The following is a 15,668-nucleotide window of genomic DNA, read 5'->3' on the forward strand; positions in this document are numbered from 1 at the left end:
TTATGCAAACTATTTTAGCATTTATCCTCGTATTCGGATTAATCGTATTCTTTCATGAATTAGGACACTTTATTTTTGCAAAAAGAGCAGGTATTTTAGTGCGCGAATTTGCTATTGGTATGGGACCAAAAATTTTTGGTATGACGAAGGGGGAAACAATATATACCATTCGTCTATTACCTTTAGGCGGATATGTACGAATGGCCGGAGATGATTTTGATCGGATTGAACTTCAACCTGGCTATCGTGTTGGGCTCATATTGAATAATGAAGAAAAGGTCGAAAAGATTTATTTAAATCAAAATGTTCAAAATCCGAACGTATTATTTATGGAAGTGGAACGAGCGGATTTAACTAAAAAATTATGGATCGAAGGATACGATGAAGAAGAGCGTTTAGTTCGTTTTGATGTTTCTCGCAATGCAATAATTGTTGAAAATGGCGAAGAAACGTTAATTGCTCCTTATGACCGAACATTCGAAGCGAAATCGTTATGGAACCGAACTTTAACAATTTTTGCTGGTCCTTTATTTAACTTTCTTTTAGCCTTTGCAATCTTTTTACTTCTTGGTATTTTCCAAGGAGTACCAACAAATGAACCGATTGTTACGGAAGTAGTAGACAACAGTCCTGCAGCTGTAGCTGGTATGCAAGCCGGAGACTATGTGAAATCTATAAACGGAAAGCCTATTAATGAGTGGGCTGATTTAACAAGTTATGTTCAAAATAGTGCCGGCAAAGAGTTATCCGTCATTGTAGAGCGAAATGAAGAACTTGTCGAGTTAAATATTGTTCCAGATACAGTCAAGCTGGAAAATGGCGAAGAAGTTGGACAAATTGGCGTTATGTACAAAAGTCCATTTGTAAAAAATCCATTTAAAGCTGTTGTGTATGGCTTCCAACAAACTTGGGAATACACTATTTTAATTCTTCAGGCGTTAGTTCATTTAATCGCTGGACATTTCACTCTTGATGACTTGGCTGGTCCAGTTGGTATTTATCAAGTAACTGGAGAAGTAGCAAAACATGGTTTCTTTACGCTGATGTACTGGACAGCAGCATTAAGCATTAATTTAGGAATCATGAATTTACTTCCACTTCCAGCTTTAGACGGCGGCCGATTAATGTTCTTTGGTATTGAAGCACTTAGAGGAAAACCTGTCGATCGTCAAAAGGAAGGCATGGTTCATTTTGTAGGAATCGTGTTATTAATGATTTTAATGATTGCTGTAACATGGAACGATATTCAGCGGTTGTTTTTCCAATAAATAATATAGTACGACCTTAATAAATCGCCATCCGATTATTATATCGGAGGCGATTTTTATTTTGAGGAAAATGATGCAATTGTGACAGGATGTTGTATGCAGACATTGGAATAAGTGCGTTTCTTATCATTTATTACAAAAATGACAGAAAGTCTTTGATTTTAGTCATTATTTATAAAAAAAATGTATATACTCATTCTCTTCAAGGATATGCTATTCTATTAAGAAAGATAGAAAATCATAAAGGTGGAGCACTGATGAGACAAAGTTTAACGTTTATACCAACAATGCGGGAAGTGCCTCAAACTGCCAATACAAAATCTTGTCAAATGTTGCTGCGTGCTGGATATATTCGTCAACATGCAAATGGAACATATACGTATTTGCCTTTAGCGAAACGGGTATTACATAAAATTGAGCAAATCGTACGGGAGGAACTTGAGGAACGTCAAGCCATTGAATTGGAATTGCCGTCGATTCAATCGATTGATTTATGGAAGCAGTCAGGTAGATTGCAGTTTTTCAACGAAGAATGGATTTATCTAAAAGATCGTAACCAACGTGAATTAGTCATGGGACCAAGCATTGAATTGATTACTTCTATTGTTCGGGATGAAATCAAAACGTATAAAAAATTACCTTTAACGCTATTTCAAATTCAAAGGAGGTTCTGTGACGAAAAGGAGTACCGCCATGATTTATTTCAAGCGCGGGAGTTTCTGATGAAAGATGCTTATTCATTTCACGATAATGAAGAAAGTTTAAATGGAAGCTTTGAACAGATGATTAGTACTTATGAACGAATTTTTTCTCGTCTTGGATTAAACGTGCATATTGTGAAAGCGGATTCAGGAGCATTTGGTGATCAATCGTTTGAATTTGTTATTCTAAACAATAATGGACAAGAAATGATCGCTTTTTCAAATCAATCACATTATGTAGCAAATGCACAAATTGCAGAAGTGGCCATTGAATATGAACAACCCAATGAGGAATTGAAACCGATAGAAAAAGTTGCAACACCAAATGTTCAAACGATTCACGAATTATGTGATTTTTTACAAGTTGAATCGACGAAATGCATTAAATCCCTAGTTTTAAATGTTGATGGCGAAATCATCGTCGCATTAGTTCGCGGAGACCACCAGTTGAATATGATAAAAATCATGAAATTATTAAATGCATCAAAAGTACAGTTTGCAAGTGGAGAGGAAATTGAAAAAACGCTCGGATGTTCTATTGGATCGATTGGTCCAATTAAACTTCCTCTTGATATAAAAGTGGTTGCTGACTATGGAATTAAGTCCATTGTAAACGGTGTGAGCGGGGCTAACGAAAACGGCTATCATTACATTAATGTGAATCCAAATCGAGATTTTGCTATCAATTTATATGGAGATATTCGGTATATTGAAGAAGGTGACCCTTCACCAGACGGAAAAGGCATTATTCGTTTAGAAAAGGGAATTGGAATTGGACGAGTAACTAAACTGAACACGCTTATCGCAGAGAAAATGAAAGCATATGTTACAAATCAAGAAGGTAAAAAAATACCGATGCATGTAGCGAGTTACGAACTAGATTTGACTAGACTATTTGGCATATTAGCAGAACAATACCATGATGAAAAAGGATTTACTTGGCCAAAACATTTAGCTCCATACGATTTACATCTGATGGCAGTTAACGTAGCAGATGAAGCTCAACGAAATCTTGCAGATCAGCTTTACAATATCTTAACAACTTATCGCTATGATGTGTTATATGACGATCGGGATGATCGGGCAGGCATCAAATTTGCTGACAGCGATTTAATCGGTTTACCAATTCGCGTTACAATCGGTAATAAGGCGATGGAGGGAATCGTGGAAGTTAAAATTCGAAAAACAGGAGAGACTTTTGAATGCGCGAAGGAAGAGCTTATTGACCGATTAAATGAATTTTATCGAACTCAATAATTTCAAACAATCCGTTGAAAAATAGTGTATACTTAATAGTTGGATAGAAAATAGAATTCGCTCGTTCTATAGATGAGGCGTTTATTCGCCTTATCTACAGAGATATGCGAATTCTTTTCATTTTTTACTTTCCTTTTGAGGGCTTCTTAATATAGAAGGTGGTGAGTTGATTGGCAAACTTAGATGCAAGAGAGCGCTTTAATACGCTCCTTTCACAAATTAACTTAACAGATGATATTTACATGTCTTTTTTTGAACAAGGTGAACTCACTCGCTTAACAGTTCATAAGAAAAAACGGATTTGGAATTTCTCAGTAAAGCTTCAAAATATCTTGCCCTATCAAATCTATCAATTATTTTCTTCTCGATTAAAAGAAGAATTTCATCATATTGCCCAAACAACGTTAACAATTGAAGCAATCAATCCACAAATAACGGAAGAACTAATTACAGACTACTGGTTGTCTGTTGTAGAACGCATTGATGCATCTCCACCAGTAAAAAAACGACTCACTTGTCAGATGCCAACATGGGCAGGAAACAAATTAGTTCTTACATGTATATCAGAAATGGAACAATTGACATTAAAATCAAAATATGGCGCAATCATTTCAGAATCTTATGCTTGCTTTGGATTTCCACTGTTTCCTGTCGATTTCAAATTAGTTGAAGCATCAGAAGAGGAAAAGGCCGAGCAAGAAAGATTATTGGAACAGCGAATGCTAGAAGAAGCTGAACTGGCAAGACAAGCCATTGAAGACTTCCAAAAACGGGAAAAAGAGAAGAAGGAAACGCCGCAAGTTGAAAGTGGTCCTGTGCAACTCGGATCTATTATTAATGACACAGAAATTGTTGATATCAAATCGATTGTTGAGGAAGAGCGCCGCATCGTGATTGAAGGTTACATTTTCAATGTGGAAGTGAAAGAATTAAAAAGCGGACGTTCATTGTTGGAAATAAAATTGACGGACTATACAGATTCCATTCTTGTGAAAATGTTTTCTCGCAACAATGATGATGCTGAAACTATGTCCCGTATTAAAAAAGGGATGTGGGTAAAAGTTAGAGGATCCGTTCAAAACGATACGTTCGTTCGTGATTTAGTGGTAATGGCGAATGATATCAATGAAATTCATAAAGAGACAAGAAAAGATACAGCACCTGATGGCGAAAAACGAGTTGAATTGCATCTACATACGCCGATGAGTCAAATGGACGCTGTCACGCCAGTTGACCGAATTGTAGGACAAGCTGCAAAGTGGGGGCATCCAGCAGTAGCGATTACAGATCACGCTGTCGTCCAAGCATATCCGGAAGCTTACGCTGCGGGGAAAAAGCACGGTATTAAAATTATTTACGGTTTGGAAGCAAATTTGGTGGATGATGGTGTACCGATTGCTTACGAAGAACAGCATATTCTCTTAGATGATGCGACGTTCGTCGTGTTTGATGTGGAAACAACCGGGTTATCTACTGCTTACGATACGATTATTGAATTAGCAGCAGTTAAAATAAAGGAAGGCAAAGTCATTGATAAATTCGAACGATTTGCTAATCCACATAGACCGTTATCGGAAAAAATCATTGAATTGACTCATATTACCGATGATATGTTGAAAGATGCTCCAGAAGTTGACGATGTGATACGAGAGTTTCACGAATTTATTGGTGATGCAATTGTTGTTGCTCACAACGCTTCCTTTGATATGGGGTTCCTTTATGCAGCATATGAAAAAGCGGGAATTGAAGGAGTTAAACATCCGGTAATTGATACGTTAGAGTTATCAAGACTAATTAATCCAACTCTTAAAAATCACCGTTTAAACACGCTTTGTAAAAAATACGGTATTGAATTGACGCAACATCACCGAGCTATTTATGATACTGAAGCGACGGGTTATTTATTATTGCATCTATTAAAAGAGGCAAGAGAAAAAGGCATAAAATACCATGATGATTTTAATAAATTCATGGGTGGAGAAGAAGCATATAAACAATCTAGACCGTATCATTGCACAATTTTAGTAGTTAATAATAACGGTTTGAAAAATTTATTCAAATTAGTGTCCATTTCTCATACGCAAACATTTTATCGAGTGCCGCGCATTCGACGCTCAGATTTAATGAAACATCGGGAAGGATTAATCATTGGTTCTGGCTGTAGCAACGGCGAATTATTTGAAACAATGATGAATAAATCCCCTGAAGAAGCAGAAGAAGTAGCGGAATTTTATGATTATATTGAAGTGCATCCAAAATCAGTTTATTCTCAACTGCTTGACAGTGGCACGATTCATGATGAGTGGCATTTAGAGGATATCATTCGTAAATTAGTGAAACTTGGCAAGAAAATGGATAAACCGGTTGTTGCAACTGGTAACGTTCACTATTTAGACGAACATGATGCCATCTACCGTAAAATTTTAGTATCTTCTCAAGGTGGAGCGAATCCTTTAAATCGTTATCCTCTTCCAAAAGTGCATTTCCGCACAACAAATGAAATGCTTGAAGAATTTGCATTTCTAGGTCCAGAAACTGCAAAGGAAATCGTTGTCACAAACTCTCAAAAAATTGCAGACATGATTGGCGATGTGAAGCCGATTAAAGATAAACTTTATACACCTATAATTGAAGGTTCAGATGAAGAAATTACACGAATGACGTATGAAATGGCTCATAAAATCTACGGTGAAAATCTTCCGGAAATCGTAGAGAAACGTCTTGAAAAAGAGTTGAACTCTATTTTAGGCCATGGTTTCGGGGTTGTTTATTTAATTTCTGCAAAACTCGTGAAGAAGTCTTTAGAAGATGGTTATTTAGTAGGTTCGCGTGGTTCTGTTGGATCTTCCCTAGTTGCAACAATGATGGAAATAACGGAAGTGAATCCGTTGCCACCTCATTATGTATGTCCGAACTGTTACTATTCTGAATTCTTTACAGATGGCTCCGTCGGTTCAGGATTTGATTTACCAAATAAAGATTGTCCAAAATGCGGAACACCTTTAAATAAAGACGGACAAGATATCCCGTTTGAAACGTTCCTTGGATTTAATGGAGATAAAGTTCCTGATATCGACTTGAACTTCTCAGGGGAATACCAGCCTCGCGCCCATAACTATACGAAAGTATTGTTCGGGGAAGATAAAGTATATCGTGCAGGAACAATCGGCACCGTTGCTGAAAAAACAGCGTACGGATTTGTAAAAGGTTATGCAAATGATAATAATATAAATTTCCGAGCAGCGGAAATCGATCGTTTAGTACAAGGTTGTACGGGCGTTAAACGAACGACTGGACAACATCCAGGAGGGATTCTCGTTGTTCCTGATTATATGGATATTTACGATTTTACACCTGTGCAATATCCTGCAGATGCCCAAGATGCTGAATGGCGTACAACGCACTTTGATTTCCATTCGATTCACGATAACATTTTAAAACTTGATATACTTGGGCACGATGATCCGACAATGATTCGCATGTTGCAAGATTTAACAGGCATCGATCCTAAAACAATTCCACCCGATGATCCAGAAGTGATGGCGATCTTTACTGGAACAGAATCTTTAGGGGTAACTCCGGAGCAAATTTTTTGTAAGACAGGAACTCTTGGCATACCAGAATTCGGAACAAAATTTGTTCGTCAAATGTTGGAAGATACAAAGCCAAAAACGTTCTCAGAGTTATTAAAAATCTCTGGGCTTTCCCACGGTACTGATGTTTGGTTAGGAAATGCCAGCGAATTGATAGCAAATAACGTATGTTCTTTCTCAGAAGTGATCGGGTGTCGTGACGATATCATGGTATATTTAATATACAAAGGGCTAGAACCTTCTCTTGCTTTCAAAACGATGGAATCCGTTCGTAAAGGAAAAGGTTTGACAGAAGATATGGAGAAAGCGATGAGAGAAAACGGTGTGCCAGACTGGTATATTGAATCATGTAAAAAGATCAAATACATGTTCCCGAAAGCTCACGCTGCCGCTTATGTATTAATGGCTGTGCGGGTGGCATACTTTAAAGTACATTTTCCTCTAGCATATTATTGTGCCTATTTTTCAGTTCGTGCTGAAGATTTTGATTTACCAGCGATGATTAAAGGGGCAAGAGCCATTCGTACAAGAGTGGAAGAAATCAATGCAAAAGGATTAGATGCAACGAAAAAAGAAAAGGACTTGTTAACGGTTCTTGAAATTGCTCTTGAAATGTGCGAAAGAGGAATGAGCTTTAAAAATGTCGATTTATACAAATCAAAGGCAACAGAATTTGTAATCGAAGGAAATTCCCTTATCCCCCCGTTCAATGCAATTCCAGGATTAGGGGAAAGCGTTGCGAAACAAATTGTAGCAGCAAGAGAAGAACGACAATTTTTATCAAAAGAAGATTTACAAACTCGCGGTCGTGTATCAAAATCATTGATTGAATACATGGAACAATTAGGTGTATTAGAAGGCCTTCCAGATGAAGACCAATTATCACTATTCTAATTTTCGAAAAGATGTCGAGTTAAGCCGTGCATTGCAAATTTGTCAATACGGTGGAATCGTTTTGTAAATTTGCATTTATTAAGAAATTGTGCTATTGTAATATCAATAATTTGTTGATAGTTTTTGCAGCAAAAGAGTGGGTTTTCCCGCTCTTTTCTATTGTTTACATTGTGTCTTGAGTTCTGCTCTCCACCAAGGGGGCGATTGAAAAAGTACACGGAATGCGAATTTCACCAATATTGGTGGAATTTCTGTTTTTAGTCAACGAAACAAGACGTTGGGAGGATATTATGAGCAAAATTACTACAATAGTAGAACAGCTGGTGACACCGATTTTACAGGATTTAAATCTTGAATTAGTGGATATTGAGTTTGTAAAAGAGGGACGCGCTTGGTTCCTCCGTGTATACATCGATACTCCTCAAGGTGGAATTGATATCGACCAATGTGCACTTGTTAGCGAGCGATTAAGTGCCGTGTTGGATGAAAAGGATCCGATTGAACAAAACTACTATCTAGAAGTTTCTTCTCCTGGTGCGGAACGCCCATTGAAGAAAGAATCGGATTTTGAGAAAGCTGTTGGAAAATACGTTTACATCAAAACGTATGAACCAATAGAAGGAATGAAAGAGTTCTATGGATACTTAAAATCCAACGATGAAGAGAACCTGGAAATTGAAATACGTATCAAAACACGGAATGTTGTAATAAAAATTGCAAAAGAAAAGATTGCAAAAGCTAGGCTAGCAATCGATTTTTCATCAAATTAATTAGGAGTGAATTTAAACAATGAGCAGTGAATTACTAGATGCTTTAATTGCTCTAGAAGAGCAGAAAGGCATTTCAAGGGAAATATTAGTGGAAGCGATCGAAGCCGCATTAGTGACTGCATATAAGCGCAATTTTAATCAAGCACAAAATGTACGTGTTGATTTTAATCAAGAAACAGGTGAAATAAAAGTCTTCTCAAGAAAAGAAGTTGTGGAGGAAGTGGAAGATCCACGATTAGAAATTTCGCTAGAAGAAGCTAGAAAAATGAATAGCGTTTATGAACCAGGAGATATTGTTGAACAAGAAGTGACACCTCGCAACTTTGGTCGAATTGCTGCACAAACTGCAAAACAAGTTGTTACTCAACGCGTACGTGAAGCAGAAAGAAGCATTATATATGAAGAATTTGTTGATCGCACTGATGATATCGTGAATGGAATTATTGAACGAAGAGACGCTCGCAATATTTATATTAATCTTGGAAAAGTAGAAGCTGCATTACCATTAAATGAACAAATTCAAGGTGAAGAATATAAGCCTCAACAACGCATTCGAGTGTACATTACAAAAGTCGAAAAAACGACTCGCGGACCACAAATTATCGTTTCCCGTACACATCCAGGTTTACTACGTAGACTATTTGAAATGGAAGTACCAGAAATTTATGATGGTATTGTAGAAATTAAATCAATCGCTCGCGAAGCAGGAGATCGTTCAAAAATCTCCGTTTATACTCACGATCCAGAAGTGGATGCAGTAGGTGCTTGTGTTGGTACGAAAGGAGCCCGTGTACAAGCAATCGTCAATGAGTTAAATGGCGAAAAAATTGACATTGTTGAATGGTCAGAAGATCCTGTTGTATTTGTTGCAAATGCTCTTAGCCCTTCAAAAGTGTTAGATGTCATTGTGAATGAAGAAGAAAAATCAACGACAGTCATCGTTCCAGATTATCAACTGTCATTAGCAATTGGTAAACGGGGACAAAATGCGAGACTTGCAGCAAAATTAACAGGTTGGAAAATTGATATAAAAAGCGAATCTGATGCTCGTGAATTAGGAATTTATCCTAATGAGAACAGTCCAATCATCGACATTCAAAATGATGAAGAGTCTTCCTTCGACGATTTTGAATATGACTTATATCAAGATATCAACGATGATGAACATCAAGAAGTTACAATCGATGAAGACACAATCTATGAAGAACAAGATGATGAAAAATAAATGACATCGAACAAGGAATGCGTATGATGAGCTTATAGGGAAGGTGATATTACGTGCCAACGAAAAGAAAAGTTCCATTACGCCGCTGTGTTGTAACAGGTGAGAGTTTCCCAAAAAAAGAGTTGCTTCGTGTTGTTCGCTCGAAAGATGGAGAAGTATCGGTAGATCCGACTGGAAAAAAGTCAGGTCGCGGTGCATATGTTTCTAAGTCGGAAGAGGTAGTTGAAAAAGCTCGTAACAAAAAGATTTTAGAACGCCATCTAGAAGTAAAAATACCAGATGAAATTTATGATGAATTAATTAGATTAATTCGCAGGGAGTCGCTATTTAAAAATGAATCATGAAAAGATATTTCAAATGCTAGGCTTGGCGACTCGAGCTCGAAAAATCATTACTGGTGAAGAATTAGTTGTCAAAGAAATTCAAAAAGGCAATGCGAAGTTAGTCATTCTTGCTTCGGATGCAGCCTACAATTCAAGAAAAAAAATTCAAGATAAATGTACGTTTTATAACGTTGAGTATCATATATTTGGCAATCGCTATGAACTAGGACATGCGATTGGGAAAGAAGCCCGGGTGGTTATTGCAATCACCGATCAAGGTTTCGCCAAAAAATTGTCTAGTCTACTCAACGAAAATTAATCGGGGGTGAGCAGATGACCAAAATCAGAGTTCATGAATATGCCAAAAAAGTTAATAGACCTAGTAAAGAAATCATTGAAGAATTGAAAAAATTAAATATAAATGTAACTAATCATATGTCTACGCTTAACGGAGAAGAGGTTGCTAAATTGGACGCAGTCTTTAACAAAAATACGAATGAAGCACCAGTTAAGCAAAAAAATGCAGAACAACAAAAGTCAAAGCCAGTGCAAAACAAAGAAGTAAAAAGACATGAGCAACAGCTAAAGAAAACCGATAATAATGATAATGGGTCAGACGTTGCTTTTGAAAAAATTAAAAGAAACAAATCTCCAAAAGATCAAGATGTTCTTCAACATCAACCAAAAAATAAAGGTAATCAACGTAAAAAGCCTGGTATTCATGGTGGTAAACGCCGTCAGCCAAAACAACAACTTCAACAGCAAGTTCAAAAGGAACTTCCTAAAAAAATTACTTTCTACGAATCGCTAACGGTAGCAGAACTTGCGAAGAAATTAAATCGCGAACCTTCTGAAATCATTAAAAAGCTCTTCATGCTAGGTGTAATGGCTACAATTAACCAAGATTTAGACAAAGATGCGATAGAATTAATTTGTGCGGACTATGGCGTAGAAGTGGAAGAAGAAGTTCGCATCGATAAAACGGACTTAGAAATTTACTTTGAACAAGCGGATGCAGAAGAGGATTTAGAAGAACGTCCACCTGTTGTAACAATTATGGGCCACGTTGACCATGGGAAAACTACAACTTTAGACTCCATCCGCAATTCGAGAGTAACAGAAGGAGAAGCTGGCGGTATTACGCAGCATATCGGTGCATATCAAGTGGATATTAACGGAAAGAAAATTACTTTCCTTGATACACCAGGGCACGAAGCCTTCACAACAATGCGTGCTAGAGGTGCACAGATTACCGATATTGTTGTTATCGTTGTTGCTGCTGATGACGGTGTCATGCCACAAACTGTGGAAGCCATTAACCACGCGAAAGCAGCTAACGTACCAATCATTGTTGCTGTAAACAAAATGGATAAACCAACAGCAAATCCTGATCGCGTTATGCAAGAATTAACTGAATATGGTCTTATTCCAGAAGACTGGGGTGGCGATACAATCTTCGTACCAATCTCAGCGTTAAAAGGTGAAGGAATTGACCAACTATTAGAAATGATCCTACTAGTTGCAGAAGTTTCTGAATTAAAGGCGAATCCAAACCGCAGAGCAATCGGTACAGTTATCGAAGCACAATTAGATAAAGGGCGCGGTTCTGTGGCCACATTATTAGTGCAAAATGGTACGTTGCGCGTTGGAGATCCAATCGTTGTAGGAAATACGTTCGGTCGTGTTCGTGCTATGGTCAATGACTTAGGACGTCGAGTTAAAGAAGCGTTGCCGGCAACACCTGTCGAAATTACTGGTTTACACGAAGTACCTCAAGCAGGTGACAGATTCGTAGTCTTTGAAGATGAAAAAACGGCTCGCGAAATTGGTGAAGCTCGTGCACAAATGGCAATACAAGCAAGCCGTGCACAAAAATCACGAGTTACGTTAGATAACTTGTTTGAACAAATGTCCCAAGGGGATATGAAAGAATTGAATTTAATCATCAAAGCAGACGTACAAGGTTCAGTAGAAGCTCTATCTTCCTCATTTATGAAAATTGATGTGGAAGGTGTAAATGTGAAAATTATCCACACAGGTGTAGGGGCAATTACTGAATCCGATATTAGTCTTGCAGCGGCTTCCAATGCCATTGTAATAGGATTTAACGTTCGTCCAGACGTCAATGCAAAACGTGCAGCGGAACAAGAAGGCGTAGAAATTCGCCTACACCGCGTCATTTATAAAGCAATTGAAGAAATTGAAGCTGCAATGAAAGGAATGCTTGATCCGGAATATGAAGAGAAAATTATCGGGCAAGCGGAAGTACGTCAAACAATTAAAATTTCCAAAGTGGGTACAATTGCAGGTTCATATGTGACAGATGGTAAAGTAACTCGCGATGCAGGCGTACGCGTCATCCGTGATGGAATCGTTATTTATGAGGGAGAACTTGAGTCGCTAAAACGCTTTAAAGATGACGTAAAAGAAGTCGTTAAAGGCTTTGAGTGCGGTATGCAAATTAAAAACTTTAACGACATTAAAGAAGGCGACGTCATCGAAGCCTTCATTATGGAAGAAATTGTGCGGAAATGATTGTCTATCTTGTAGCAGAATTTATGATTCCGGATGCCCATTCTTTAAAGGAAAAGCGTGCAGTTCTCCAACGGATGATTACACGTACAAAACAAAAATTTAATGTATCAGTTGCAGAAATCGATCATCAAAACGTGTGGCAGCGAACAAAGATAGCTGTTGTAACAGTTGCTTCATCGAGTGCTGCAGCTGACCGTGAAATCGATCATGTACTTCACTTTTTACAATCAAATCCATTATGGGAATTGCTAGAATTTTCTCGGGAATATTTATAAAAACAAGAGGATAATTTTCCGGTTTCCCATTAAACTAACAATAACACTATGAAGTAAAGTAGATAAAAGCCAGTTCGTTTCGCTTTTATTCTGCTTTTAAAAGAGGTGACAACATGTCTCTACGTGCAAATCGTGTTGCTGAACAAATGAAGAAAGAATTAGGCGACATCATTGGCCGAAAATTAAAAGATCCTCGCGTAGGATTTGTTACGGTAACGGCTGTCGAACTGACAGGCGACCTTCAACAAGCTACGATTTATATCACCACATTAGGCGATGAAGAAGAAAAGAATGAAACGTTAAAAGCCTTGGAAAAGGCGAAAGGTTTCATTCGCACAGAAATCGGCCAACGTATTCGTCTTAGAAGAACACCTGAACTTTTATTTAAGTTTGATTCATCGATCGAATACGGCAACAAAATCGAACAATTATTACGCTCTATTAAAGAAGATCATGATGAGGCGTAATTCTAAATAGTTTAAAAAAGCCTGCGACTGCATCATAATGCAGGTAGGCTTTTTTTATTGAAAATTTTAGGGGGGATAGAGTGAACGGGATTTTACCACTATGGAAAGAACGAGGTTTAACGAGTCACGATTGTGTATTTCAACTGAGAAAAATTTTAAAATACAAAAAAATAGGACATACAGGAACGCTCGATCCAGCGGTTGAAGGAGTTTTACCGATTTGCATTGGACAAGCAACTAGAATTGCCGAGTATATAACGGATATGGGTAAAACTTATGAAGCCACTGTAGCTATTGGTCGCTCAACAACAACTGAAGATGCTGAAGGAGAAACGGTAGAAGAAGATCTATCTTATAAAGTTATTACCCGTGAGCAATTGCAAAAAGTGCTTTCACAACTTACTGGTGAAATTGAACAAATTCCCCCAATGTATTCAGCGGTAAAAGTAAACGGAATAAAACTTTATGAATATGCACGAAAAGGAATTGAAGTAGATCGACCTTCAAGAAAAGTAACGATTCATGAATTGCAACTGCTTGATGATCAAGCCATTTTTGAAGGCGAGGAAATTACTTTTCATATAAGAATCAAGTGCAGCAAAGGCACATATATACGAACTCTTGCTGTACAAATAGGACAATTATTAGGCTATCCTAGTCATATGGCTTCTCTTGTTAGAACTGCCTCAGGGAATTTTACGAAAGCGGATTGTTATACTCTTCGTGATATTGAAAAGGCTGTGGAGGAAGGAACATTTGAACAACTGCTGCTTCCCATTGAAGATGCGTTAACTTATCCATTTATCGAGGTCGATGAATCAAACGAAAAGAAAATTTGTAATGGACAAATTTTAAAAGTCCATTCATTATTAAAACAGGAAGAAAAAATCGTTTTTAGTCGAAATGGGAAGGCGATTGCAGTATATAAAAAACATCCAACGAAACCTGGACTCATGAAACCAGATAAGATGTTTCCAAATAATTTCTAGGAGGCCAATCGAATGAAGGTTATTCATTTAAAATATCCATATCAATTAAATAAAGTTGATCCTTCCACTTCCTATTCCCTAGCAGTTGGCTTTTTTGATGGAGTACATAGAGGACACCAAGCTGTTATCAGTGCAGCAATGGAAAAAGCAGAGGAATTGAATATTAAAAGTGCTGTTATGACTTTTGATCCCCATCCTTCTATTGTATTAGGTAAAAGCAATGAAAAAATTTTTTATATTACACCTCTTCCACAAAAATTAGAAATATTAGAAGAAATGGGCGTAGATACAACATTTGTCGTACAATTCACATCTGATTTTGCTAGGCTTTCACCAGAGGATTTCATTCAATATTTTATTCGAGATTTGAATGTTAAACATGTAACTGCCGGCTTTGATTTTTCTTTTGGTGCATTTGGGAAGGGAAATATGGATTTAATGAAGGAACTGTCCCTTGGTAATTTTGGTGTAACAGTAGTGGAAAAACAGGTGGACGATGGGGAAAAAATTTCATCAACTCGCATTCGAAAATGTTTACAAGATGGAGATATGGAAACCGTCCATCATTTATTAGGACGCCCCTTCCAAGTTCCTGGAATTGTTGTTCAAGGAGATAAAAGAGGACGTACCATCGGATTTCCAACAGCCAATATTCAATCAATGGAAGGCTGTTTTATTCCAAAAAATGGCGTTTATGCAGTGAGGGTGTTCGTGCAAAATCGATTATATGATGGTGTTTGCAATGTCGGCTTTAAACCAACATTTAAAAACCCGGATGAAAAACAATTAACAATTGAGGTGCACATATTAGATTTTGAAAAAAATATTTACGGTGAAGAAGTAAAAGTCCTTTGGTATAAACGTTTACGTGACGAACAAAAATTTGACGGCATTGAATCATTAAAAGCTCAAATCTCTCGAGATAAGGAACGAACAATTGAGTATTTTGCCGATAAATAAGTTGCTTATCCATTTGAACTATGATATTATTTCCTAGTGTACTAATCGTACATTCCTTAGCTCGGCTTACCGATTCTCCAACGGTTGACTGTGCTATAGGAGTAAATAAATATTAGGAGGAACTAAACATGGCAATTTCAAAAGAACGTAAAAACGAAATCATTAAAGAATTCCAAACTCATGAAGGAGATACTGGTTCTCCAGAAGTACAAATCGCTATTTTAACAGAAGAAATTAACGTATTAAACGATCACTTAGCTGTTCATAAGAAAGACTTCCACTCTCAACGCGGTCTTCTTAAAAAAGTAGGTCGTCGTCGTCATTTATTAAAATATTTACGTGAAAAAGACGTTCAACGTTACCGTACATTAATCGAAAAATTAGGCTTACGTCGTTAATTCAAAGCGGGAT

Annotated in this window: 13 protein-coding genes; all 13 read left to right on the forward strand. The window is 37.3% G+C overall.

The window, feature by feature from the left end; all coding sequences use genetic code 11:
- The first annotated feature begins 2 nt into the window (after positions 1 to 2).
- The 13 genes from rseP to rpsO all read left to right on the forward strand — a co-directional run bounded on the left by rseP (position 3) and on the right by rpsO (position 15,655).
- Complete coding sequence (rseP, locus tag UtA1_RS08385; protein ID WP_016836793.1) at positions 3 to 1,268, forward strand: RIP metalloprotease RseP; 1,266 nt, start codon at positions 3 to 5, stop codon at positions 1,266 to 1,268.
- Between the two features lie 257 nt (positions 1,269 to 1,525).
- Positions 1,526 to 3,226, forward strand: a complete 1,701-nt coding sequence (locus tag UtA1_RS08390) for a proline--tRNA ligase (RefSeq protein ID WP_096552464.1) — start codon at positions 1,526 to 1,528, stop codon at positions 3,224 to 3,226.
- 170 nt (positions 3,227 to 3,396) lie between these two features.
- Positions 3,397 to 7,713, forward strand: a complete 4,317-nt coding sequence (locus tag UtA1_RS08395) for a PolC-type DNA polymerase III (RefSeq protein WP_096550681.1) — start codon at positions 3,397 to 3,399, stop codon at positions 7,711 to 7,713.
- A gap of 290 nt (positions 7,714 to 8,003) precedes the next feature.
- Entirely contained in the window at positions 8,004 to 8,483 is a 480-nt protein-coding gene (gene rimP / locus UtA1_RS08400) for a ribosome maturation factor RimP (RefSeq protein WP_096550682.1), read from the forward strand.
- Between the two features lie 19 nt (positions 8,484 to 8,502).
- A complete protein-coding gene (nusA, locus tag UtA1_RS08405) occupies positions 8,503 to 9,708 on the forward strand; it encodes a transcription termination factor NusA (RefSeq protein WP_096550683.1) in 1,206 nt (401 codons plus the stop codon).
- Positions 9,709 to 9,761: 53 nt separating this feature from the next.
- Complete coding sequence (gene rnpM / locus UtA1_RS08410; protein ID WP_016836798.1) at positions 9,762 to 10,052, forward strand: RNase P modulator RnpM; 291 nt, start codon at positions 9,762 to 9,764, stop codon at positions 10,050 to 10,052.
- A complete protein-coding gene (locus UtA1_RS08415; RefSeq protein ID WP_016836799.1) occupies positions 10,042 to 10,350 on the forward strand; it encodes a YlxQ family RNA-binding protein in 309 nt (102 codons plus the stop codon). Before rnpM ends, UtA1_RS08415 begins: the two co-directional genes overlap by 11 nt.
- A 14-nt stretch (positions 10,351 to 10,364) precedes the next feature.
- Entirely contained in the window at positions 10,365 to 12,566 is a 2,202-nt protein-coding gene (infB, locus tag UtA1_RS08420) for a translation initiation factor IF-2 (protein WP_096550684.1), read from the forward strand.
- Positions 12,563 to 12,841 carry a DUF503 domain-containing protein gene (locus tag UtA1_RS08425; protein WP_096550685.1) on the forward strand — a complete coding sequence of 93 codons (279 nt, stop codon included), beginning with the start codon at positions 12,563 to 12,565 and terminating at the stop codon, positions 12,839 to 12,841. The genes infB and UtA1_RS08425 overlap by 4 nt, the downstream gene beginning before the upstream one ends.
- Before the next feature lie 113 nt (positions 12,842 to 12,954).
- Positions 12,955 to 13,308: a 30S ribosome-binding factor RbfA gene (gene rbfA, locus UtA1_RS08430; RefSeq protein ID WP_096550686.1), complete on the forward strand. Its 354-nt coding sequence runs from the start codon at positions 12,955 to 12,957 to the stop codon at positions 13,306 to 13,308.
- An 80-nt stretch (positions 13,309 to 13,388) separates the two neighbouring features.
- A complete protein-coding gene (gene truB, locus UtA1_RS08435; RefSeq protein ID WP_096550687.1) occupies positions 13,389 to 14,297 on the forward strand; it encodes a tRNA pseudouridine(55) synthase TruB in 909 nt (302 codons plus the stop codon).
- Positions 14,298 to 14,309: 12 nt separating this feature from the next.
- A complete protein-coding gene (locus UtA1_RS08440; RefSeq protein ID WP_016836804.1) occupies positions 14,310 to 15,257 on the forward strand; it encodes a bifunctional riboflavin kinase/FAD synthetase in 948 nt (315 codons plus the stop codon).
- Positions 15,258 to 15,385: 128 nt separating this feature from the next.
- Positions 15,386 to 15,655, forward strand: a complete 270-nt coding sequence (rpsO, locus tag UtA1_RS08445; protein WP_016836805.1) for a 30S ribosomal protein S15 — start codon at positions 15,386 to 15,388, stop codon at positions 15,653 to 15,655.
- Positions 15,656 to 15,668: the final 13 nt, after the last annotated feature.

Origin of the sequence: Ureibacillus thermosphaericus (assembly GCF_002370195.2) — a bacterium.
GTDB classification, from domain to species: Bacteria; Bacillota; Bacilli; order Bacillales_A; family Planococcaceae; genus Ureibacillus; species Ureibacillus thermosphaericus.